Source organism: Halosolutus gelatinilyticus (genome assembly GCF_023028105.1).
Classification (GTDB): Archaea; Halobacteriota; Halobacteria; order Halobacteriales; family Natrialbaceae; genus Halosolutus; species Halosolutus gelatinilyticus.
In genome coordinates, this window is sequence record NZ_CP095491.1 from 1197042 (window position 1) to 1218953 (window position 21912).

Here is a 21912-nt window from a genome sequence, read left to right on the forward strand (position 1 = left end):
CACCGCCGACCTCGGCGGTGAGAGGTACAAACGTTAGCCTCGACAGTTCAAAGGTGCCCGATCGGCCATGCGACGGTCGATCGAACGGTTGGACGGGTTGAGCCAGGCGCGTCGGCCTGGTCTCGGTCTGTGGAGGTGATCCAGCCGCAGATTCCCCTACGGCTACCTTGTTACGACTTAAGCCCCCTTGCGAAGCCCAGATTCGACCCCTATCGGGGCCTCATCCGGACCTCACTCGGGTGCTTTGACGGGCGGTGTGTGCAAGGAGCAGGGACGTATTCACCGCGCCCTTCTGAGGCGCGATTACTACCGAATCCAGCTTCATGTGGGCGAGTTTCAGCCCACAATCCGAACTACGACCGAGTTTCGGAGATTAGCGCCCCCTCTCGGGGTGGCGTCCCACTGTCTCGGCCATTGTAGCCCGCGTGTAGCCCAGCACATTCGGGGCATACTGACCTACCGTTGCCCATTCCTTCCTCCAGTTTGGCACTGGCAGTCTCCCTAATGTACCCATCGACCTCAAGGGTCATGCTGGCAATTAGGGACGTGGGTCTCGCTCGTTGCCTGACTTAACAGGACGCCTCACGGTACGAGCTGACGGCGGCCATGCACCTCCTCTCAGTAGCTCCACTAAGCTCATCACACTGAGCTTCACAGCATACTGTCGGTGCTGGTGAGATGTCCGGCGTTGAGTCCAATTAAACCGCAGGCTCCTCCGGTTGTAGTGCTCCCCCGCCAATTCCTTTAAGTTTCATCCTTGCGGACGTACTTCCCAGGCGGTCTGCTTCTCGGCTTCCCTACGGCACAACACAGGCTCGTAGCCTGTGTCACACCTAGCAGACATCGTTTACAGCTAGGACTACCCGGGTATCTAATCCGGTTCGTGACCCTAGCTTTCGTCCCTCACCGTCGGATCCGTCCTCCTGAGGCGCTTTCGCCACCGGTGGTCCGTCCAGGATTACAGGATTTCACTCCTACCCCGGACGTACCCCTCAGGTCTTCCGGTCCCAAGCCAGACAGTTTCCACCGGACGCCTCTCCGTTGGGCGGAGAGATTTCCCGATGGACTTGACTGGCCAGCTACGGACGCTTTAGGCCCAATAATAGCGGTCATCACTTGTGCTGCCGGTATTACCGCGGCGGCTGGCACCGGTCTTGCCCAGCACTTATTCGTGTACCACCTTACGGTACACAAAAGCCAGGACGATATGCCCTGGCACCTGGAGTCCCCTTATCGCACTGTCGTGCAGTGTAAAGGTTTCGCGCCTGCTGCGCCCCGTAGGGCCCGGTATCTTGTCTCAGATACCGTCTCCGGGCTCTTGCTCTCACAACCCGTACCGATTATCGGCACGGTGGGCCGTTACCCCACCGTCTACCTAATCGGCCGCAGCCACATCCTGTCGCGCCGGAGCGTTTCGAGCTCTCTGCAGTTCCAGCAGGAGAGCCGTATGCGGTATTAGCCTCAGTTTCCCGAGGTTATCCCGCTCGACAGGGTAGTTTGGCCACGTGTTACTGAGCTATCTGCCACGAGTCTGAACTCGTGCGACTAGCATGGCTAAATCGGACTCCACTAGCAATGACCTCCGGCAGGATCAACCGGAATGCTATTCCCCAGCGAAGCTGGGGGGTTGGCGGTGAATGTTGGTACACACTCACACTAATGGTCCAATCGTTCGATAACGCGGATCGGGTGACCGATCGGGCGTCACCGAACTGTCGAGGCTAACATCAGATCCCATCTGTACGGCGGACCGCAGGGGTGGAATCCTCATTTCCTTCGGACCTACTCGTAAGCCGCGAGGAGTACTTAACCCCTTCGGGCGCTGAGCGATCCGAGCCGATGAGACGGTGAACGCCTCATCGGTCACATCGTATCCGAGCGGCCTCGTACACTTAAGGGCAACGGATCGATCCCGCACCGAAAACCGAATCCGGCGCGGGTTTGTGCGTACCACTTCGCACGCGCCCCGTGTAATATAAGGGCATCGTGTCGCGCCGGCTGCGCCGGCGACGGATACGTCACGATCCGATCGCCCTCGGAGAGGCGGCAGTCGCCGCCTCGAGACGAGGGTGGATACAGTGCCTACCTCCGCGCTGGGACACAGCCGGAGGGGACGCGGCCTGCGCCACGTCGTTCGCGTTAGTGTCGAATGGTGGGTGTATATATAAGACCGTCGAACGAGAAGTACATCGGAACCCGCTACCATGCGACGGTTTTTCACTGGTTAGACAGAATTGTGACGTCTACAGCGACTGCCGACGGTGTCCGAGCGAGTACGTCGTGCGACGATCGACGCGGCCGCTCTTCGATAACGGATATCGCGCGGGCGGAGGTCGGCCGATCATTCCGTCCTCGCAGATACGGTCGGGCCGAATGAGACCCGCGTGCTTCGCACTCGAGCGCGGACGCGCAAGAAAGCTTCGTGTCGATGCGAACTGTCGTTCTCGAGGAAACCGGCGCTGAAACCGGCCGACAGTCGACGATCGCGCGACTCCTCGAACGGGTTCGTGAGCGGATCGTCGACGGATTGTCACACCGGCGCATCGATGCCGATAAACCACCTGCGTCACAAGAGATGGGTGAATGGTCCGGGACCCGATCGGTTCGGAGTCGACGCCGTCTGCGGAAGAGATCTGCGCTGCGCTCGACGATCCCGACTGCCGAGAGATCATCCGGAGTCTCGACGAACCAATGACGGCTTCTGAACTCACTTCCCGGTGTGAGATCCCGCAATCAACGTTGTACCGAAAGCTCGAGTTACTGACCGACGCGACGTTGCTCGAGGAGTCGACCGCGATCAGACGCGACGGCCACCACGCGAGCAAGTACTCGGTCGCGTTCGACGAGATCACGCTCGTTCTGGAGGAGGATCGGTCGCTGTCGGTCCAGATCGAACGGCCGGCCAGGACGGCCGACGAACGCCTCGCCGAACTGTGGTCGGAGGTGCGCAAGGAAACATGAGTACCGAACTGATCGGAACGACGGAAACGGCCCTCGCGCTGGCCGTCGTCAAGACGCTCGTGCTCGTAGTCGGGGGCGTCATCACGTTCTTCGCGTTCAAAGCGTACCGTCGGACCCGCCAGCGGGCGCTCGGCTATCTCGCGACCGGGTTCGGAATCGTCACCCTCGGACTGGTGTTGGCGGGAATGCTCTACGAGGTGCTCAGAGTGCCGCTCGCGCTCGGAATCCTGCTGGAGAGTCTCCTCGTGTTGATCGGCTTTCTCGTGATCGCGTACTCGCTGTACGTCCAGTAAGGATGTGGTGAGATCGGGCCTCGTAGCCAGCATCGTCCATCACGATGGCGAACTCGTCGGTCACCACGATTTTCTCATAACCGATCGCCGACGTCGTAGTCGCCATCGTCGGTCTCCGTCGCGGCTTCGGTCTCGTCGTCGGTATCGGGGTCGTTCGAGAGGGCGGCTCGCCGCGTTTCGACCCGCTTCGCGTCGGCGCTCCGAGTGCCGATTCGGGCGACTTACCGATTCAACGTGTGGATCGCGTGCCCCAGCGCGTTCTCGGCGGCCTCCATCACCGCCTCCGACAGCGTCGGGTGGGTGTGGACCGTCGACGCGACGTCCTCGAGTGTCGCGCCGAGTTCGATCGCCAGGCCGAGTTCGGCGATCAGTTCGGAGGCTTCGGGACCGACGACGCTGGCGCCGAGGACGTACCCCTCGGTTTCGTCGGCGATGATCTTGACGAAGCCGTCCGTCTCGCCGGTGGTCAGCGCGCGACCGCTGGCGCGGAAGGGGAACTTCCCGACGACGGTGTCGAAGCCGGCCTCCTCGGCCTCGGACTCGGTCATGCCGACGGTGCCGATCTCGGGATCGGTGAAGACCGCTGCCGGCATCGCCTGGTAGTCGATCGCCGATGGGTCGCCAGCGATCACCTCGGTAGCGACCTGACCCTCCATGCTGCCCTTGTGGGCGAGCATCGGTTCGCCCGCGACATCGCCGACGGCGAAGACGTGGTCGACGTTCGTTCGCGCGCGCGAATCAGTGTGGATGAAGCCGCGATCGTCGGTCTCGACGCCGACAGCGTCGAGATCGAGCGTGTCCGAGACCGGTTGTCGGCCGACCGCAACGAGCACCTTCTCGGCGTCGAGGTCGAGCGTGTCCGAGACGGCTTCGGCCTGTCCTCCATCGGCAGCAGCCTCCTCGACGGGTTCCGCGACGACCTGGATGCCGTCGCCCTGTTCGTGCCACTCCGAGGCGGTGTAGCCGAAGTGGAAGTCGATCCCGAGGTCGTCCGCCCGCCCCTTCACGGGCCGTTTCAGGTCGTCGTCGTACCCGGGCAGGATCGAGTCGAGCATCTCGACGACCGTCACGTCGGTCCCGAGTTTGGCGAAGACGCTGGCCAGTTCCATTCCGATGTAGCCGGCGCCGACGACGACCAGCGAGTCGGGAACCGAGTCGAGCGCGAGCGCTTGCTTCGAGTCGAGGACGGGCTCGTCGCCGTAGTCGAAGTTCGGGATCTCGATCGGCCGCGAGCCCGTCGCGACGATCGCGTGCTCGAACTCGAGGGTCTCCGAGCCCTGCCCCTCGCCGCTGTGGGAGACCCGAACGGTGTTCTCGCTCGCGAAGGTGGCCGTCCCTTCGAGCAGGTTGACGCCGTTGGCCTTGCAGAGCTTCTCGACGCCGCCGGTTAGCTGGTCGACGACGTCGTCCTTCCAGTTGACCATCTGGGCGAGGTCGACCGCCGGGTCGGCGTGGATGCCCATCTCCTCGGCGTGGCCCGCCTCGTAGGCGACATCGCTGGCGGTGATCAGCGCCTTCGATGGGATACAGCCGTAGTTCAGGCAGGTGCCGCCGTAGGCGTCCTTCTCGACGAGCGTTACGTCCAGGTCGAGCTGGCCAGCGCGAATCGCGGCCACGTAGCCGGCGGGGCCGGCGCCGATGACCACGATGTCCGTGCCGGTGGTGACGTCTCCGACGACCATCAGTTCGCCCCCGTTCTCGTCCTTCTCGGAGTCGTATTTGCGTTCATAGTTGGTAATCGTATAGTCGTGAGATGGTTGTAGTCCTAGGGTGGGTATTCGCTCACTCGAGCAATAGCAGTTCGGGGTTCTCGAGGTACTCCATGATTGTGTTCGTGAACTCCGCCCCGACCGCACCGTCGATCAGTCGGTGGTCGAACGACAGCGAGAGCGTGAGCACGGATCGCGGCTCGATCGACTCCTCGCCGTCTCGCTCGACCACGCGCGGTTTGCGCTTGATCTCGCCAATCGCGAGGATCCCCGACTCGGGATAGTTCAAAATCGGCGTGGCGTACTCGCCGCCGATGCCGCCGACGTTCGTGATCGTGAACGTCGAGCCCTGGAGTTCGCCGGGGCTGATCGATCGCTCGCGGGCCTTCTGCACTAACTCGTTCATCTCCGAGGACAGCTGGAGGAGTCCCTTGCCGTCGACGTTCTCGACGACCGGCACCATCAGCCCGACGTCGGTCGCGGTGGCGACCCCGACGTTGTAGTAGTCGCGGTAGACGATCTCCTCGTTCGCGTCGTCGATGACCGCGTTCATCTCGGGGAACTCCTTCAACGCGGCCGTGACCGCCTTCATGATGAAGGGCATGTAGGTCAGCCGGATGCCCTGCTCCTCGGCGCGGGGTTTGAGCCGCTGGCGGGCCTCGACCAGGTCGGTGACGTCGACCTCGTCGTGGTGGGTGACGTGGGGTGCGGTGTACTTCGACTCGACCATCGCCTCGGCGATCCGCTTGCGGACGCCGCGAAACGGTTCGCGCCGCTCGCGCTCGCCGGGCGCGAACTCGGCGCCTTTCTGACTGACCGGTTCGCCGGCCTCGATCGCCTCGCGGTCGGCCTCCTGGGCCTGGCGCTGCGCCTCGGCGTACTCCCGGACGGCCTCGGGCGTGACGAACGCCTCGCCGTCGCGCTCCTCGTCCGTCGGGACGGCGTCGATGTCGACGCCCTCCTCCTGGGCGATCCGGCGGGTCGCGGGCGCGGCCAGCGTCCGATCGCGATCGGCCGATTCGACCTGCGCGGGCCGCGCCTGCCGGGCCCGCTGTCCGCCGGCTCCCGTCGCGGCGCCCGCTGCGGCGTCGGATCCCGTATCGGACGGCGTCGCGTCGGCGTCGGGCTCGATCGCATCCGCCGCCGATTCGGCGCCCGGTTCCGGGGCGCCGGCCGTCTCGTCGGCGCTGGCCGCCTCGATTTCGCCGCCGCCAGCGGCGGCCTGTACGTCTGCAGCCGTGATCCGACCGCCGGGACCGCTGCCCTCGATCCGCGAGAGGTCGATCCCCTCCTCGCGGGCCATTCGTCGCACGCGCGGAGGCGCGAAGATCCGATCGTCCGGCGTCTCGATTTCGGCGGTCTCGGCGCCGGGATCGCCGGCGAGTTCGCCCTCGCCCCCTTCGGGGGACCGTGCTTCCTCCGGCGAATCGACGTCCGCCGAGTGACTGGTGACGTCGGCCTCGGATTCCGTTTCCGATTCGGCTTCGCTCGGCGTCTCTTCGCCCTCCACGTCGAACGTCACGAACACCTCGCCGACGGGGATCACGTCCCCCTCTTCGTAGCGCAGTTCGCGAACGGTCCCGTTGACCGGCGCGGGTACCTCGACCAGCGCCTTGTCGGTCTCGACCTCCGCGACCGGTTGATCCTCGCTGACCTCGTCGCCTTCCGCGACCAGCCACGAGACCAGTTCGCCCTCGGCGACCCCCTCGCCGACGTCGGGGAGTTTGAACTCGCGAACCATGTTAGAACTCCGCGGCGTTCCGGATACCGTCCTCGATGCGGGCGGCCTCCGGCAGGTAGTAGTCTTCGAGCGCGTACAGCGGGAACGGCGTGTCGAAGCCGGTGATGCGCTCGATCGGCGCCTCCTGGTACACGAGGGCCTGCTCCTGGATCGTCGCCGTGATCTCGCCGGCCAGTCCGCCGGTTTTGGGCGCCTCGTGGACGACCGCGGCGCGGCCGGTCTTCTTGAACGACTCGACGATCGCGTCCTCGTCCAGCGGCGAGAGGGTGCGCAGGTCGACGACCTCGACGTCGATCTCGCCCTCGAGGTTCTCCGCGGCCTCCATCGTCGGCCGGGTCATCGCGCCCCAGGTGAAAACCGAGATGTCGGAGCCTTCCCGGCGGACTGCGGCCTCGCCGATCGGCACCTCGTACGACTCGTTCGGAACTTCCTCGCGGAACGCCCGGTAGATGAGTTTGGGTTCGAGGAAGACCACCGGATCCGGCGAGCGGATCGCACTCGCCAAAAGCCCCTTCGTGTCGTAGGGGGTCGACGGCATGACGACCTTGAGTCCGGGCTGGTGGACGAACATCGCCTCCGTCGACTCGGAGTGGTGTTCGGGCGCGCGGATGCCGCCGCCGTAGGGCGCCCGGACGACCAGCGGACACGTATAGCGGCCGCGCGATCGCGTCCGCAGGCGCGCGGCGTGGGAGACGATCTGGTCGAACGCGGGGTAGATGAATCCCATGAACTGCATCTCGGGCACGGGCCGCATCCCGTAGGCCGCCATCCCGATCGCCGTCCCGACGATCCCCGACTCCGCCAGCGGCGTGTCGATCACCCGATCGCCGCCGAACTCGTCGTACAAGCCTTCGGTGGCGCGGAAGACGCCGCCGTTCTCGCCGACGTCCTCGCCCATGACGACGACGTCCTCGTCGCGTTCCATTTCCGTGTGCAATCCGTCCCGTACCGCCTGTACCAGCGTGAGATTTTCCGATTCTGCAGCCATGTTATCCCTCCAATAGCGCGTCGTCGCCGTGGCGTTCGCGTACCGATTCGAACCACTCGAGCTGGCGCTGTAATCGTTTGGGCATGCCCTCGTAGACGTGGGCGAAGATCTCCTCGGGATCGGGACGCTCGACCGACTCCGCCGCGTCGATCGCCTCGGCGATCTCGTCTTTGATCCGCGACTCGATCGCGTCGGCTTCTTCGTCGTCCAGCAGGCCGTGGTTCCGCAGGAACGTCTCCATCCGCGGGATCGGGTCCTTCTGGCGCCAGCGCTCGACTTCTGCCTCCTCGCGGTAGACGGACGGATCGTCGGCGGTCGTGTGCGCCCCGAAGCGGTACTGGACCGCCTCGATGAGCGTGGGCCGGGTCGCGCTCCCGGCCGCCCCGTCGTCGAACGCGGCCGGGTTCTTCGCCTTCTCGACGGCGTCGCGGGTGACCTTGTACACCGCGAGCGGATCCATGCCGTCGACCTGGACGCCTTCGAATCCGTAGGCCTCGGCCTTCTGGGCTAACGTGGCGCTCGCCGTCTGGCGATCGCGGGGCACCGAGATCGCCCACTGGTTGTTGTTACAGAAGAAAACGTTCGGCGTGTCGAAGACGCCGGCGAAGTTCAGTCCCTCGTGGAAATCGCCCTCCGAGGTGGCACCGTCGCCGAAGTAGCAGATGAAGGCCTTCTCCTCGCCGCGGAGCTTCGAGGCCCACGCGGCGCCCGTCGCGTGCGGAATCTGAGTCGCGATCGGGACGGCGACGGTGAAGATGTTGGCGTCGTCGGGGATCCGGTTGCCCTGCTCGTGGCCCATCCAGTACAGCAGGGTGCGCTTGAGCGACATCCCGCGGACCAGCGAGACGCCGTGTTCGCGGTAACTAGGGAAGACCCAATCCTCCTGATCGAGCGCGTGCGCGCTGCCGATCTGGGACCCTTCCTGGCCAGACAGCGGCGGGTACGTCCCCATCCGCCCTTGGCGCTGGAGGCTCACCGCTCGCTCGTCGAAGTGCCGTGCCAGCCGCATCTGCTCGTACATTTCGACGAGTTCGTCGTCGGAAAGCTCCGGCACGGAGGCCCCCTCGAGGACCCGACCGGTGTCGTCGAGGACCTGTACTCGTTCTCGGGGGTCGCGCTGTATCGTGCTCACGGGTAAACCCACCTGCACATACCCTAATGAATTATCGCTCTCGTTAAAGGATTTTCGTAAATAGTTTACTATCGGTGATATTCTTGCCCCGCAGGCTCAAGAATACTGCACTCAAGGCGACACGTCTGGACAGTGTTGCTCAGAACAGGATATTTTTAGCCGTTCATCGGATTCTGACCCCGAAGGAAGCGGAAGACTGGACGAAACCCGAGTTCAGACGAGTGCGGTGCGTTGGCAACGGGCAGGAGCGCGGACGGGCTCGTCGTCTTCGAGGCGGCGTGACGTGGGTCCACAGTCCGAGGCCCTACGACTCCGTCGTCTGCGGCCGCGCTTCGCGCCGCGCCTCCTCGACGCTCTTCCCCTCCCGGAGGACGGCATCGACGAACAGCTCGCCCGCCTTGTACGACGATCGGACCATCGGCCCGCTGGCGCAGTAGAGGAAGCCGAGTTCCTCCTCGGCGACCCGGCGCCACGTCTCGTACTTATCCGGGTGGTCGTACCGCTTCACCTCGAGGTGGCTCCGCGACGGGCGCAGGTACTGTCCCAGCGTCACGACGTCGACGCCGCGTTCGCGGCAGTCGGCCAGGGTCTGGTAGACCTCGTGGTCGTACTCGCCGTGACCGAGCATGATCGAGGTTTTCGTGTAGATGTCCGATTCCCGATCGACCTGCTCGAGCACCGACAGCGACTGCTCGTAGCCCGCGCGCCGATCGCGGACGGGAAACTGCAGACGCTCGACGGTTTCGACGTTGTGTGCGATCACGTCGGGATCGGCGTCGACGATCTTCCGAACGAGCCGTTCTTCGCCCCGAAAGTCGGGGATGAGCACTTCGACGAGGATGCCCGGGTGACGGTCCTTGATCTCCCGGATCGTCTCGGCGAAGTGACCCGCGCCCTGGTCGGGCAGGTCATCCCGATCGACGCTCGTCAGGACCACGTAGTCGAGGCCGATTTCGGCGACGGCCGCGGCGACGTTTTCGGGTTCGTCGGGATCGAGCGGCTCCATGCCGCCGGTCTCGACGTCGCAGAAGTTACAGGCGCGCGAGCAGCGATCACCCATCAGCATGAACGTGGCCGTCCCGCCCTCGCCGCCGGTGTTCGCCCCTCCCGACCAGCATTCGCCCAGGTTGGGACAGTTAGCCTCCTCGCAGACGGTGTGGAGGTTCCGTTCCCGGAGCGTCTCCCGGATGTCGGTGAACTCCCGGCCCGACGGCGGTCGCATCTTCAGCCAGTCGGGCTTGCGAGCGGTGCTCATACCGGAACGTGGCCGCCGAGGGTGAAAAACCATTGTGATCGGCGGGCCCGCACGATCAGTTCGCATTGAATAAATATTTATTTTATTGACCACTCATCAGGTCCAAGAGAATGTTCGATCTGGATCGCGACGAGATCACGAGCGGCCCTATCGCGAAGACGCTCGTGATCCTGGCCGGCCCGTTGCTCGTGCAGAACCTCGTCCAGGTTCTGCAGCAGGTAATCGATACGCTCTGGCTCGGTCGCCACAGCCTGGAGGGAGTCGCCGCGGTCGGGGTGACGTTTCCGATCATCGGACTGCTGGCCGCCGTCGCGGTCGGCGCCGGCGTCGGCACCCAGGTGCTCGTCTCCCAGCGCGTCGGCGCCGACGAATCCGCGAGCGGCCGCCGCGCCGCTGTCAACGGCATCGGCGTCGGCCTGATCGCCGGATCGATCGTCGGCCTCGTCGTCTGGGCGCTCGCGGGCCGGATCGTCGGCATCTTCGGCGCGAGCGAGGTCGTCACCCGATACGCCGCCGCGTACCTCGCGACGTTCGCGCTCGCGGTTCCGCTGACGAGCGCGAGCGAAGCTATCGAGTCGAGTTTTATCGGCTGGGGCGACACCCGGGCGGCCCTGTACATCAACGCCCTGTCGGTCGCGGTGAACCTCGTGCTCGATCCGTTCCTGATCTTCGGCTGGTGGGTGTTTCCCGGACTCGGGGTCGCGGGGGCCGCGCTGGCGACGGCGATCGGCTACGGCTTCGGTCTCGCGCTCGGAATCGGCATGGCGGTGCGCGGCCGCGACGGGTTCGTCATCACGCGAGCGGACTGCGAACTCGCGCTCGACGACTGTCGGGAGATCGTCGACATCGGCTGGCCGACAGCCGGACAGTACGTTACGAGCCAGTCCGCGCGCGTCGGGATGGTCTGGCTCGTCGCCCTCGTCGGGGGTGCGACGGGGCTGGCGGCGTACACGATCGGCGCCCGCGTGGCGACCATCTCGTTCGTCCCGGCGATCGGGCTCCAGCAGGCCGCCCAGAGCATGATCGGCCAGAACCTCGGGGCGGAACTGCCCGACCGAGCGCGGCGAACGACGTGGATCGGCGTCGTCATGGCCAGCGTCGGGCTGACGGTCATCGGCGCGGTCCAGTGGGCGATCCCCGGCATCCTGTCGGCGCTGTTCGTTCCCGACGCGACGACGGCGGAACTCGCGGCCGCGACGGAGTACCTGCGGATTCTCGCGTACGGCTACTGGGCGATCGGCGCGATGTACCTCCTGCAGGCCGGGTTCAACGGCGCGCGGCGAACCCGGACGAGCCTGATCGCCACGCTGTTGCAGTACTGGATCGTCCGCATCCCGATCGCGGCGGCCGGCGCGTTCGTCCTGAACATGGGCGTCACCGGCGTCTTCTGGGGCGTCACCCTTTCGAACGTCGCCGCCGCGATCGGCCTCGGGTGCTACTACCGGCTCGAGACGAGCGGCGGAATGAACGAACGCGCCGCGAAGACCGCCGCCGCGGAGGCCGCGGACTGATGCCCGCGCCCGATCGGGACTCCCAAACTGGACTCGCTCGCCTCCGGCCGATCATCGTCGATCGCCGATCGACGCGCCCGGTCGGCCCCGTCGGCGGCTGAAGGACCGCGATAGTTTTACGGCCCGAAGCGGAATAGGATGGGTCTATGCCCCCGGCGACGGCCGACTGGCTGCACCTCTCCGACGACGAGGCGATCGTCTGGGACCGGCGTCCCCACCCGATCGCGATGGGCGCCGGCCTGCCGATCGGCGTCGGACTGCTGTTCGTCGGCCTCGTGCTCGCCGGCTGGAGCCTCGCGAACGGCGTCGACTACCTTCCCGCGGTCGGCACCGTCATCGCACTCGGCGGACTGGCGATCGTCGGCGCGCGCTGGCTCGTCTGGACGAACACGCGGTACGTGATCACCTCCGACGAACTGTACAAGAAACGCGGCGTCGTCTCGCGCGACGTCACGCAGTTTCGCCTCGATCGCGTCCAGAACACCAGCCTTCAGCAGTCCGCGCTCGGCCGCCTGCTGGGCTACGGCGACCTGACCGTCTACACCGCCGGCTCCGGCGAACCGGAGTTGACGTTCGAACTCGTTCCGAACCCCGGCCGGGCCGCGAACGTGCTCGACGACCAACTCGGCGCGACGACCGGAAATCCACCGGTCTGAGTCCGCGATCCGTCCCGATCGACCACAAGGCATAGTAGGTCGAACGGCCTCCGGAACCGACACGATGACACGACAGTCAGTTCGGACGGCTAGTCGATCGCGATCGAGCGCGCTAAGCGCCACGGACGCCGCGGCGAGCGCGGGCGCCGGAATCCTCGCCGCCGCGGTCGGCTATCTCGTCACGTACGCGCTGGTTGCGAGCGACGTTCGCGCGGAGTTCGGCGGCAACGTCGCCGAGTGGAAGGGAGTGGCCTGGTACTCCTACAGCGCTCACCTGGTCGACGTCGAGGTCAGCGGCGTGCTCGGCGGGACGGAGTCCGTCAACTTCATCGCCCAATACGGCAGTTCGAGCGCGACGGCGCTGTACGTCGTCCCGCCGCTCGTGCTCGCGATCGCCGGTGCCGCGCTCGCCTACCGGTGGGACGTCCGGACCATCGGCGAGGCCGTTCTCACCGGGGCGCCGGTGACGATCGGTTACGGCCTGGTAGCCGGTCTCGGAGCGGTCGTCGCCGAGACGAGCGCCTCGTGGACGATCTTCGGAATCGAAGCGCGCGGCTCGATCGCTCCCGAACTCCTCCCCGCGATCGTTCTCGCCGGCGTCCTCTACCCGCTCGTGTTCGCGACCGCGGGGGCGATCGTCGTCGCCGTCGTCGGGTTGCGGTGATCGGAACCGCCCGACGGGCCGATCGAGGCCGACTCCGACGAGGAGCGAACGCCGAACCGAATCGCGCGGCGGGTCGCGAGGGAAACGCCTTTGACCCGGCGCTGCCCGTGTCAGCATGATGGAGGTCGCCGAGGTTCTCCCCGAATTCGCTGACGCCTTCGCCTTCGAGGAGTTCAACCGGATGCAACGAGAGGCGCTGCCGGCGCTGCTCGAGCGCGAGGAGAACGTGGTCGCGAGCGCGCCGACGGCGTCGGGCAAGACGGCGCTCGCGGAACTGGCGATCTGCAAGGCGCTCGCCGACGGCGGCACCGCGCTGTTTATCGCGCCGCTGCGAGCCCTGACAAACGAGAAAGAAGACGACTGGGACCGCTTCGAGGACCTGGACTACTCGGTGTACGTCGTCACCGGCGAGCGGGACCTGAACCCGCGGCGCGCGCGGCACGCGGACATCCTGGTGATGACCCCCGAGAAACTCGACTCGGCGACGCGCAAGCACGACTCGCGCCGGTACGACTTCGTCACCGACGTCGACGTCTGCGTCATCGACGAGGTCCACCTGCTGGACGCCGATCGGCGCGGCTCCGTGCTCGAAGTGACGATCTCGCGGCTGCGGCGGCTCTGCGATCCCCGGATCGTCGCCCTCTCGGCGACGATGCCGAACGTCGACGACGTGGCCGCGTGGCTCGACGCTCCCGCGGAGACAACCTTCGAGTTCGGCGAGGAGTACCGCCCGGTCGACCTGAACGCCGGGGTCAAGACCTACACCCACGGCGAGAACTCCTTTGCGGACAAGTACCGGCGGCTGTACCGGGCGCTCGACCTCGCCGAGCCGCACCTCCGGGACGACGGCCAGGCGCTCGTGTTCGTCTCCTCGCGACAGGACACCGTGCAGGCGGCCAAGAAGGCCAGAGACGAGATCGCCGAGCGCGACCTGCAGATCGGTCCGCGGGGCGACTACGACTTCCACGCCGAGTCGAAGGAGGCGCTGGAGAACGACACGCTCCGCAAGTCGGTGCTTGACGGGGTCGCCTTCCACCACGCGGGGCTCTCGAAGAACGATCGCGACCTCGTCGAGGAGTGGTTCAAGGAGGGACGGATCGAACTCCTGTTCTCGACGTCGACGCTCGCCTGGGGGGTCAACCTCCCGGCCCGCTGCGTGATCATCCGCGATACGAAGCTCCACGACCCGCTCGAGGGCGAGGTCGATATGAGCCCGCTCGACGTGCTGCAGATGCTCGGGCGGGCGGGCCGACCCGGCTACGACGACGTCGGCTACGGCTGGGTCGTCTGCGACGCCGCGGAGGCCGACAAGTACCGCCGCCTGCTCCGGGACGGCAAGGAGATCGAGTCGCGGCTGGCCGAGAGCCTCGAAACCCACCTCAACGCCGAGATCGCGATGGGAACGATCACCGATCTGGACGACGTGATGGACTGGCTCGAGACGACCTTCTACTACGTTCGAGGCCAGTCGAGGCCGGAGGAGTACGACTTCCCGAACCTCCGGAGCCGCGTGCGAGACTGTCTCGAAGAACTGGTCGATCGGGGCTTCGTCGAGATGGGCGAGGACCTGTCGATCGAGGCGACGCCGCGGGGGATGCTAGCCTCGAAGTACTACCTGCGACTCGCGACGGCGGCCCGCTTTGCGGAACTGTGCGATCGGGTTGCGAGCGAGACGCCACGCGCTTCGAAGACCGAGCGACGAAGCCGCAAGGAGGGAATGCCGCTCCGAACGGCCGACATCCTCGAAGCCGTCGCGACCGCCCAGGAGTTCGACTCCGTCTCGGCGCGACAGTCCGAGCGCGACGCGATCAGCGCGGTGCTCGTCGGCCAGGAGACGGGCGACCTCGACGCGGGCGAGCGGAAGGTGCTCGCGATCCTCAGGAGCGGCTCGAACGGCTCGATCCCGCCGGATCTGCGCAGCGACGCCTGGGTGATCCAGCAGAACGCGACGCGACTCGTCTCGGCGCTGGGCGCGTTCCTCGATCGATTCGCGGGCCCGCACGCGGCGAACCTCGCTCGTCGGGTCGAAGCCCGGATCGAAAACGGCGTGGCCGCGGACGCGGTCGGACTCACGGCGATCGACGGGGTCGCGGCGGGTCGGGCGAGCAAACTCTCGAAAGAGGGACTCTCGGCGCCCGGCGATGTCGTCGACGCCGGGATCGACGGACTGGTCGCGGCCGGGCTCTCCGAGGGGGTCGCCGAACGCGTCTACGAGAGCGCCCAATCGCTCCCGTCGGTCGAGATCGACTGGGGCGCGTTTCCCGACTCGATCGGCCACGGAGAGAACGAAGTTCGCGAGGTGACGGTCCGGAACGTCGGCGAACCCTCGCGGGCCGGCATCCGCGTCACCGTGAACGGGGTCGAGATGACCGGGACGAACACCTACCTGCGGGACGCGGACACCGTTCCGGTCGGCGTCTTCGGCGCCGACGCGGACGAACTCGAGTTCGCGGTGAGCGTCGCCTTCCCCGAGGAGCCGCTGGTGCCGATCGAGGAGACCCGGACGGTCCGGGTGACCGGCCGCTAGTCGTCCGCTGTTACGCCGTCAGTTCGAGCACCGTCCGTCGCAGTTCGTCGGCGGAGTCGACCACCTCGTCGGCCGGCGAGAGATCGATGTCGCCGTGGGCGTCGATCCGGTAGGCGACGACGATCGTTCCCGCTCGCGCGGCCGCCTCGATCCCGTTCTCCGAATCCTCGACCGCGATGCACTCCTCGGCGGGAAGCCCGACGCGATCGGCGGCGTACTCGTAGACGTCCGGCGCCGGCTTGCTCGCGGCGTCGATCTCGTCGGCGCTGATCACCTCGTCGAACTCGCCTTCCAGGTCGAATCGATCGCGAACCATGTCGATCCAACTGTGCGGCGACGAGGAGACGATCGCCACCCGGACGTCTCGCTCCCGGAGGTCGGCGAGCAACTGGTGGAACTCGTCGAGGAGGTCGACCCGCTCGGTATAGATCTCCGCCGCTGCGACTTCGAACCGATCGATCCACTCCTCCCGATCGATCGCCGTCTCGTACTCCGAATCGAGGTAGTCGTAGATCTCGCGGAAGTTCATCCCGGTCACCTCCGCGACGTCGACGTCCGCGTCCGGTACCGCCGCCGGCAGCAACTCTTCGCGCTCGAGTTCGACCCAGTAGTCCTCGCTGTTGACGATCACGCCGTCCATATCGAACAACACGGCAGTCATATGACGGAGGCTATTCGCCCCGATCGGATAGCCATTTGGCTAGCAGAAGTAGCGGTCGGATCGACGCACGATCGTTCAAAGTAGAATAATACCACCACGAAGGCCCCGCCCGTATCGGCTGGCCGGAACGCCACCGAAGGGTGGGACTGAAAGGGGCTGACGCTATCCGGGAAGACGGGCGTAGCAAGCACTGACCGAACGAAGTGAGGGGAGCGCGCAGCAAGTCCCTCGACCGGATAGTGTCAGGGGCTTTCGTGGTATTCTCAATGGCTATGGATGCCAATATCGGGTCAAAGCTGATCGAACCATCTACCCGAACACACCACCACGGCGTTCGTATTCCATCTCTTCCTCGACGGCGCTCGAAATCTCGTCGCCGAACTCGCGTTCGAGCAGCCACAGCGCCAGATCGAGCCCGGCGGTGACGCCGCCCGCGGTGAGCACGTCGCCGTCGTCCGCGTGCCCGCTGGCACGCTCTGGACTGGCGGCGGTAGCCGCCCCGTCGACGACGCGTTCCTCGACCACGTTCGCCGCGTGGGCCTCGAGGTCGTCGATCGCGACCCGGTGCGTCGTCGCCGGGCGCCCCTGCAGCAGACCGGCCTCCGCGAGGACCATCGCCCCCGTACAGACTGAGGCGACCGTCGCGCCGTCGGCGTACCGATCGTCGACGGCCTCCGGGAGGACGCCGTCCTCGACGGCGGCCCGAACCCCGGCGTTGGCGGTCGTCCAGCCACCGCCCGGCACGAGCAGCAGGTCCGGCTCGCCGAGGGTGCCGTCCGGTTCCACCCGAAGCCCGTGGCTCGCCGTCACGAGGTCAACTGCCTCGAGCGTGACCAGCCGCGTCTCGATCGACGCGCCTGCCTGCGCGCCGTTCTCCAGGACCTCGTAGGGGCCGATCGCGTCGAGTTCGTCGAAGCCGTCGAACAGGACGATTTCCGCGGTGATGTCCGGCATAGGTATCCGTCTGTATCGAGCGGGACAAGGATATTGTGCCTGCTGGAACCGGCCGATTTCGGGCCGAACACACCGGTGGTGCCGGACCGAGCGCGCCGAGCGGATTTCCGATCGACGGCCGGCACGGTGACGAGCGAAACCGCACGACTGTGCCGCGAATTTGCAACTGATTTGCGATCGAATCCGAACGAATCTCCGGAGAGTTACAACGGATCTTGGGGACAGTTGCCCCAGATCTCGAAAAATCTCCTTTAGGCGGGCGAGTGTCGAGCCGGGTGAGGTATGATTCGACCACAGATTCACGCTGGTATCGCGTTCGCACTGGCACTGCTCGTCCTGTCCGCCGGCGCCGGAACGGCGGCGGCAGTCGCGACGAGCGGGCCGGCCGAGACCGGCGTCTCGACCGTCGGCGCCGTACAACAAGACAACGCGAGCGACGACGAGATGGGCGACGGCGACGGGATGAACGGTGATGGCGAGATGAACGGCAGTGATGACGGCGAGATGAGCGACGGTGACGGGATGGGCGGCGACGAGATGGACGGAAACGATGAGATGAATGACGACCGGATGAACGACAGCGATGGAATGGACGGCGAAGAGATGAGCAACGACGAGATGAACGAAGACGACGGGCTGTTCGGAAGCATCGGGTTCGCCATCGTTGGACTGGTCGTCGTCGCCGGATTGGCCGGCGTACTCGCCGTGAGACGGTTCAACTAACACCACGCCACCGATGACACCAAGACTGTCTCGACTCGCGACCGCACACGGGACGTGGCGAGCCGTCACGGCGACGATCGCCGCCGTCGCCGCCGTCGCCGGGTCGTACGCGTACGCCGGCCGTACGCCGGCGTTCGTCGGCGCTCCGGCGTCGGCGTTCGTCGTCGAGACCATGCCCGCCGTGATCGTCAATACGACCCTGGAACTGCTCGGACCGCTGGCCCAGCCGGCGAGTTTGGTGCTCGCACTCGGACTCGCGACGGGGCTGCTGGCCGCGGCGATCCTGACCTGCCTCGAGATCGAGGTCCTCGCGGACCTGCGGTATCTCGGGGCTGCGCTGTCGATCGGAATCGTCTGGCTCGTCACCGCGGCGCTGACGGATGCGACCGCGGCTGCCCTCGCCGCCGCGGCGCCCGCCGGGGTCGTGGTCGGCGTCGTCGAGTACGCCGCGGCTCACGATCCGCTGAGCGTTCGTCGGGACCGGAACGTCGATCGAACGAAGCGGGCGACCCTCCAGGCCGGCTTCGGCGTGCTCTCGTTCGCCGGCCTCGCCGCGGTCCTGGGGCGACGGCGGACGCCCGATTCGAGCGTCCCCTTCCTCGGCGGCGGCAGCCAGCCGCCGATCGGCGAGCGCGCGTTGCTCGAACGGGCCCGACGGGCCGCTTTCGGCCTGCCCGACGCCCCGGGCCTGGTAAGCGAGATCGGCGCGTTCTACACCGTCGACATCAACACGATCGACCCGATCGTCGAGCGCGACGGGTGGCAGCTCTCGATCACCGGCGACGTCGACGCGGAGTTGACGATCGGCTACGACGACCTCCGGGAGCGCGAGGCGGAGCAGTTTTACAGCACGCTGCGCTGCGTCGGCGAAGACCTCAACGACCGCGAGATGGACACTGCCGTCTGGACCGGAGTTCCGGTCGCCGACCTCCTCGAAGAAGCCGGATCGAACGCCGAGTACGCCGTCGCGCGCGCTGACGATGGGTTCTGGAACACCATCAGGCGCGAGGAACTCGAGCGATCGTATCTCGTCTACGGGATGAACGGCCGCGTGCTCCCCAGGGAGCACGGTCACCCCGTACGACTGCTCGTCCCCGGCAACTGGGGCGAGGTGAACGTCAAGTGGCTCACCGAGATCGAACTCACCGACGAGGACGTCGACGGCTACTGGGAGGAACGAGACTGGGACGGCACCGGCGAGGTCGAAACCGTGGCCAAACTCTGGTCGGTCGACCGCGGCGACGACGGTCGGGTCACCGTCGGCGGCCACGCCTACGCCGGCCTGGCCGGCGTCGATCGCGTCGAGGTGTCGATCGACGGCGGCGACAGCTGGACCGACGCGGAGCTCTCGCCCGAGCTCGAGGCGGACGACGCGTGGCGCCAGTGGCGACACGCGTTCGAGCCGACGGCCGACAGCCACGAGGTCGTCGTCCGGGCGATCGACGGCGACGGAACCGTACAGACCGACGAGCCGAGCGGCCCGAAACCCGACGGCGCGACTGGCTGGGTGTCCCGCACGATCGAAGCCTGAGCGCCGAGTGGGCGCTTCGGCTGCTCGATCCCGTCGCGCCCGGGAGCCGAGTGCAGCAGAACACGACCGATGACAGATCCAACGCTACTCGCGGTCGCCGCGGCGGGAGGCAACCTGTTGTTACTCGGCGTGCTCTCGGCGGTCTGGATCAGGAACTACTGGACGTTCCGAAACAGGCAGGTGTTCGCCCTGTGCTGTTTCGCCGCCCTGCTGGCGGGTGAGAACGTCGCCGCGATCGCGTTCCACCTCCGGATGGGGATGCTGTACGCCGAGTCGGGCGGCGCGGTGCTCGTCGCGGCGGCGCTCCGGGTGCTCCAGTTCGTCGCGCTGTGCTTTCTCGTCTGGGCGACCGTTCGGTGAGTGACCGGGTGACGGGGAACCAAGGGGCGAGCGACCGACAACGACCACGACGAGAACGAAACGATGGACGACAATTCGACCGGAACGATACCCGAATCGACGATCGACCCCGACGCGCCGCGACCGACAAGTGACCCGAATACACCCCACCCAAGGATCGACGCGACGGCCAGCGAATCGGCGACCGACGCCGATCGATCGATCACCCTGCTGGCGCGAGGGAGCCGGACCCGCGCGCTCTGCAAGGCGCTGTGTTACCGCGTGCTGATGCTGCTGACGACGGTCGGAATCGCGCTCGGCGTGACCGGCGATCCGAGCGTCGCGATCGACATCGGCCTCGCGACGACGATCATCAAGACGGCGACGTACTACGGCTACGAGCGGCTCTGGAACGCGGTGTAGGGGGACGAGGGTCGGAAAACCAGACGACTGACGGCCGACGGTCGGTCACTTGAGCGTGACGTAGGCGAGAAACGCCAGGGCGACGAACTGGAGCGCGCGGAGGAGCGCGACGACCTGCTGGACGGTCGGATCCGAGGCGTAGAACATCCCGGTGCTGAAAAAGAAGTAGATCGCCACCGCGTTCTCGAGGGCGAGAACGGCGCTGAACGCCAGCAGGCCGGCGACCAGCGGCGTCCCGAACCGTCGGTAGTTCTGCACCCAGACGTAGCCGAGCGCCGCGAGCAGTACGAGGTTCCCGCCCGAAAGGACCGCCGCCGCCGTGATTTCCGTGGACATTGACATGGTATCACTCCAGTTTCTCCGTGATCGTCTCGAACTCGTCCCAGTGATGCATGAACTGGTCGGTGAGGAAGTACAGCTCGCCGTAGGTCCGCCCGCCACGCTCGACGACGTCGTGGTCCTCGAGCATCTCGAGGTGGTGGCGAACGGTGTTGTAGCCGACGTCGAGTTCCTCGGCGAGCTGGTTGGCGTTGCGGGGTTGGTCCTCGAGCACCCGGATGATCCGCGCCCTGTTCTCACCGCCGCGCGTGCCGGCGATGAGATACCACAACGCCTTCTCCATCGGTTCGCCCTGAGATTCCCGCGAAGTGATGAAAAGGATGTGGATTTGCCGACAGCGGGACGGCTCGGCGATATTTCCCGATCGACCCGCCGTTCACCGCTAACCGATCTTCGCCCTACCGCCGATCGGGACGGCATCTACCGATACGAGGGGGGCGACCGCCCTCCGCGGGTTTATATACTAATCCGCGGCCAACGACGGCATGATCGACGACGCGATTCGCGTGCTCGCGGGCGACTGCACCGTCATCACGGACGGCAAGGATCGCGAGGAGTATCGCGGACGAGTGACGACGATCGTCAAGCCCGACAACACCGTTCTGGTCCACGATATCGACGGCTACCAGCCCGTCGCGTGGCTCACGCGCGCCGACGCCGTCTCGAGCGACCGGATCGACGGCTTCTCGCTCGTCGCGACGAAGGGCACGCAGACGCTCCGGATCGCCACCCACGACCAGGACGGGTTCGCCCACTACCCGAGTTCGGCCGCCGGCACACCCGTCGGCACCTGTCTGGACTGTGGCGGCGCGCTCGTCCGATCGTCCGGCGTCCACTGCGTCGGCTGCGGCGATCGCTACGGCGTCCCGACGGACGCGACGATCCGAGACGAGCAGTGCGACTGCGGACTGCCTCGGATGCGCGTCGAACGTGGCCTCGCGTTCAACGTCTGCCTCGATCGGGCCTGCGAGTCGCTGGACGACGCCGTCCGCGAGGCCTTCGATCGCGAGTGGGACTGCCCCGAATCGGGGTGCGACGGCGACCTCCGGATCCTCCGTCGCGGCGGCCTCATCGCGGGCTGCGAGCGCTATCCTGACTGCGAGACCGGCTTCGCGATCCCCGCCGGGGTCGTCGACGGCGCGTGCGCCTGCAGCCTCCCGACGTTCGAGACCGCGACCGGAACGCGCTGTCTCGACGCCACTTGCGAACGGCAGATCGAGGAGACGATCGGGGCCGCGGGTGACGACTGACAGCAGCCCGAGAGACCACCGGGGCTAAAGCAGCCCGATCATCCGCTTCGGGCGGGAATGAAAGGGGCTGGCGTTGAGCGGAAGCTTTGCTTCCGCGATGCTCGGGAGAGCTTCGCTCTCCCGTCGCCATCGATGAACCCCGGCGAAGTCCTCGCGAACGAAGTGAGCGAGGGGTCAGCGAGACGTGAAGCGTCTCGCAGAGTAAGGGCCGCAGGAGCGAAGCGACGAGGACCACAGCGAGCCGCGGGACCCGAT

The 21912-nt window shown here is 66.4% G+C and carries 20 protein-coding genes and 1 rRNA gene; 11 read left to right on the forward strand and 10 right to left on the reverse strand.

Going from position 1 to position 21912, the window contains the following annotated elements; genetic code table 11:
• Positions 1–130 precede the first annotated feature (130 nt).
• A 16S ribosomal RNA gene (locus MUH00_RS06145) occupies positions 131–1602 on the reverse strand.
• 981 nt (positions 1603–2583) lie between these two features.
• On the opposite strand from MUH00_RS06145, the gene MUH00_RS06150 reads away from it, so the two are divergent.
• Positions 2584–2961: a winged helix-turn-helix domain-containing protein gene (locus MUH00_RS06150; RefSeq protein ID WP_247003054.1), complete on the forward strand. Its 378-nt coding sequence runs from the start codon at positions 2584–2586 to the stop codon at positions 2959–2961.
• Positions 2958–3254 carry a DUF7521 family protein gene (locus MUH00_RS06155; RefSeq protein ID WP_247003056.1) on the forward strand — a complete coding sequence of 99 codons (297 nt, stop codon included), beginning with the start codon at positions 2958–2960 and terminating at the stop codon, positions 3252–3254. Before MUH00_RS06150 ends, MUH00_RS06155 begins: the two co-directional genes overlap by 4 nt.
• 221 nt (positions 3255–3475) lie before the next feature.
• Here the strand turns inward: MUH00_RS06155 and lpdA are convergent, their stop codons facing one another.
• From lpdA to lipA, 5 genes are all read right to left on the reverse strand, one after another.
• On the reverse strand, positions 3476–4936 hold the full coding sequence (gene lpdA, locus MUH00_RS06160) for a dihydrolipoyl dehydrogenase (RefSeq protein ID WP_247003058.1): 1461 nt from the start codon (positions 4934–4936) through the stop codon (positions 3476–3478).
• 100 nt (positions 4937–5036) lie between these two features.
• Entirely contained in the window at positions 5037–6704 is a 1668-nt protein-coding gene (locus MUH00_RS06165; RefSeq protein ID WP_247003060.1) for a 2-oxo acid dehydrogenase subunit E2, read from the reverse strand.
• A 1-nt stretch (position 6705) separates the two neighbouring features.
• Positions 6706–7692 carry an alpha-ketoacid dehydrogenase subunit beta gene (locus MUH00_RS06170; RefSeq protein ID WP_247003062.1) on the reverse strand — a complete coding sequence of 329 codons (987 nt, stop codon included), beginning with the start codon at positions 7690–7692 and terminating at the stop codon, positions 6706–6708.
• A gap of 1 nt (position 7693) precedes the next feature.
• Positions 7694–8824, reverse strand: coding sequence for a pyruvate dehydrogenase (acetyl-transferring) E1 component subunit alpha (pdhA, locus tag MUH00_RS06175; protein ID WP_247003064.1), 1131 nt, complete (start codon positions 8822–8824; stop codon positions 7694–7696).
• Positions 8825–9128: 304 nt separating this feature from the next.
• A complete protein-coding gene (gene lipA, locus MUH00_RS06180) occupies positions 9129–10079 on the reverse strand; it encodes a lipoyl synthase (RefSeq protein ID WP_247003066.1) in 951 nt (316 codons plus the stop codon).
• A 110-nt stretch (positions 10080–10189) separates the two neighbouring features.
• On the opposite strand from lipA, the gene MUH00_RS06185 reads away from it, so the two are divergent.
• The 4 genes from MUH00_RS06185 to MUH00_RS06200 all read left to right on the forward strand — a co-directional run bounded on the left by MUH00_RS06185 (position 10190) and on the right by MUH00_RS06200 (position 15437).
• Positions 10190–11590 carry an MATE family efflux transporter gene (locus tag MUH00_RS06185; protein ID WP_247003068.1) on the forward strand — a complete coding sequence of 467 codons (1401 nt, stop codon included), beginning with the start codon at positions 10190–10192 and terminating at the stop codon, positions 11588–11590.
• A 146-nt stretch (positions 11591–11736) separates the two neighbouring features.
• Positions 11737–12246 (forward strand): PH domain-containing protein, encoded by a 510-nt coding sequence (locus tag MUH00_RS06190; RefSeq protein WP_247003070.1) that lies wholly within the window; start codon positions 11737–11739, stop codon positions 12244–12246.
• Positions 12247–12310: 64 nt separating this feature from the next.
• On the forward strand, positions 12311–12910 hold the full coding sequence (locus MUH00_RS06195) for a DUF7978 family protein (protein ID WP_247003072.1): 600 nt from the start codon (positions 12311–12313) through the stop codon (positions 12908–12910).
• A 118-nt stretch (positions 12911–13028) separates the two neighbouring features.
• On the forward strand, positions 13029–15437 hold the full coding sequence (locus MUH00_RS06200) for a DEAD/DEAH box helicase (protein WP_247003074.1): 2409 nt from the start codon (positions 13029–13031) through the stop codon (positions 15435–15437).
• Positions 15438–15447: 10 nt separating this feature from the next.
• On the opposite strand, the gene MUH00_RS06205 is transcribed toward MUH00_RS06200, so the two are convergent.
• Positions 15448–16098, reverse strand: a complete 651-nt coding sequence (locus MUH00_RS06205; RefSeq protein ID WP_247003076.1) for an HAD family hydrolase — start codon at positions 16096–16098, stop codon at positions 15448–15450.
• 309 nt (positions 16099–16407) lie between these two features.
• Positions 16408–17052, reverse strand: a complete 645-nt coding sequence (locus MUH00_RS06210) for a DJ-1/PfpI family protein (protein WP_247003078.1) — start codon at positions 17050–17052, stop codon at positions 16408–16410.
• Between the two features lie 282 nt (positions 17053–17334).
• Here MUH00_RS06210 and MUH00_RS06215 point away from each other — a divergent pair, with 282 nt between their 5' ends.
• The 4 genes from MUH00_RS06215 to MUH00_RS06230 all read left to right on the forward strand — a co-directional run bounded on the left by MUH00_RS06215 (position 17335) and on the right by MUH00_RS06230 (position 20068).
• Complete coding sequence (locus MUH00_RS06215) at positions 17335–17775, forward strand: hypothetical protein (protein ID WP_247003080.1); 441 nt, start codon at positions 17335–17337, stop codon at positions 17773–17775.
• A gap of 13 nt (positions 17776–17788) precedes the next feature.
• A complete protein-coding gene (locus MUH00_RS06220) occupies positions 17789–19306 on the forward strand; it encodes a molybdopterin-dependent oxidoreductase (RefSeq protein ID WP_247003082.1) in 1518 nt (505 codons plus the stop codon).
• A 69-nt stretch (positions 19307–19375) separates the two neighbouring features.
• Complete coding sequence (locus tag MUH00_RS06225; RefSeq protein WP_247003084.1) at positions 19376–19666, forward strand: DUF8036 family membrane protein; 291 nt, start codon at positions 19376–19378, stop codon at positions 19664–19666.
• Between the two features lie 63 nt (positions 19667–19729).
• Positions 19730–20068, forward strand: a complete 339-nt coding sequence (locus MUH00_RS06230; RefSeq protein ID WP_247003085.1) for a DUF2061 domain-containing protein — start codon at positions 19730–19732, stop codon at positions 20066–20068.
• Between the two features lie 45 nt (positions 20069–20113).
• On the opposite strand, the gene MUH00_RS06235 is transcribed toward MUH00_RS06230, so the two are convergent.
• Both MUH00_RS06235 and MUH00_RS06240 read right to left on the reverse strand, forming a co-directional pair.
• On the reverse strand, positions 20114–20410 hold the full coding sequence (locus MUH00_RS06235; protein ID WP_247003087.1) for a DUF8036 family membrane protein: 297 nt from the start codon (positions 20408–20410) through the stop codon (positions 20114–20116).
• A 4-nt stretch (positions 20411–20414) separates the two neighbouring features.
• Positions 20415–20690, reverse strand: a complete 276-nt coding sequence (locus MUH00_RS06240; RefSeq protein ID WP_247003089.1) for an ArsR/SmtB family transcription factor — start codon at positions 20688–20690, stop codon at positions 20415–20417.
• Between the two features lie 202 nt (positions 20691–20892).
• Here MUH00_RS06240 and MUH00_RS06245 point away from each other — a divergent pair, with 202 nt between their 5' ends.
• Positions 20893–21657: a DUF91 domain-containing protein gene (locus MUH00_RS06245; protein WP_247003090.1), complete on the forward strand. Its 765-nt coding sequence runs from the start codon at positions 20893–20895 to the stop codon at positions 21655–21657.
• Positions 21658–21912 lie beyond the last annotated feature (255 nt).

Coding starts and splice junctions, on each gene's coding strand:
- MUH00_RS06150 (WP_247003054.1), top strand. CDS start 2,584: ATGGTCCGGGACCCGATCGGTTCGGAGTCGACGCCGTCTGCGGAAGAG.
- MUH00_RS06155 (WP_247003056.1), top strand. CDS start 2,958: ATGAGTACCGAACTGATCGGAACGACGGAAACGGCCCTCGCGCTGGCC.
- lpdA (WP_247003058.1), bottom strand. CDS start 4,936: ATGGTCGTCGGAGACGTCACCACCGGCACGGACATCGTGGTCATCGGC.
- MUH00_RS06165 (WP_247003060.1), bottom strand. CDS start 6,704: ATGGTTCGCGAGTTCAAACTCCCCGACGTCGGCGAGGGGGTCGCCGAG.
- MUH00_RS06170 (WP_247003062.1), bottom strand. CDS start 7,692: ATGGCTGCAGAATCGGAAAATCTCACGCTGGTACAGGCGGTACGGGAC.
- lipA (WP_247003066.1), bottom strand. CDS start 10,079: ATGAGCACCGCTCGCAAGCCCGACTGGCTGAAGATGCGACCGCCGTCG.
- MUH00_RS06185 (WP_247003068.1), top strand. CDS start 10,190: ATGTTCGATCTGGATCGCGACGAGATCACGAGCGGCCCTATCGCGAAG.
- MUH00_RS06190 (WP_247003070.1), top strand. CDS start 11,737: ATGCCCCCGGCGACGGCCGACTGGCTGCACCTCTCCGACGACGAGGCG.
- MUH00_RS06195 (WP_247003072.1), top strand. CDS start 12,311: ATGACACGACAGTCAGTTCGGACGGCTAGTCGATCGCGATCGAGCGCG.
- MUH00_RS06200 (WP_247003074.1), top strand. CDS start 13,029: ATGGAGGTCGCCGAGGTTCTCCCCGAATTCGCTGACGCCTTCGCCTTC.
- MUH00_RS06205 (WP_247003076.1), bottom strand. CDS start 16,098: ATGACTGCCGTGTTGTTCGATATGGACGGCGTGATCGTCAACAGCGAG.
- MUH00_RS06210 (WP_247003078.1), bottom strand. CDS start 17,052: ATGCCGGACATCACCGCGGAAATCGTCCTGTTCGACGGCTTCGACGAA.
- MUH00_RS06215 (WP_247003080.1), top strand. CDS start 17,335: ATGATTCGACCACAGATTCACGCTGGTATCGCGTTCGCACTGGCACTG.
- MUH00_RS06220 (WP_247003082.1), top strand. CDS start 17,789: ATGACACCAAGACTGTCTCGACTCGCGACCGCACACGGGACGTGGCGA.
- MUH00_RS06225 (WP_247003084.1), top strand. CDS start 19,376: ATGACAGATCCAACGCTACTCGCGGTCGCCGCGGCGGGAGGCAACCTG.
- MUH00_RS06230 (WP_247003085.1), top strand. CDS start 19,730: ATGGACGACAATTCGACCGGAACGATACCCGAATCGACGATCGACCCC.
- MUH00_RS06235 (WP_247003087.1), bottom strand. CDS start 20,410: ATGTCAATGTCCACGGAAATCACGGCGGCGGCGGTCCTTTCGGGCGGG.
- MUH00_RS06240 (WP_247003089.1), bottom strand. CDS start 20,690: ATGGAGAAGGCGTTGTGGTATCTCATCGCCGGCACGCGCGGCGGTGAG.
- MUH00_RS06245 (WP_247003090.1), top strand. CDS start 20,893: ATGATCGACGACGCGATTCGCGTGCTCGCGGGCGACTGCACCGTCATC.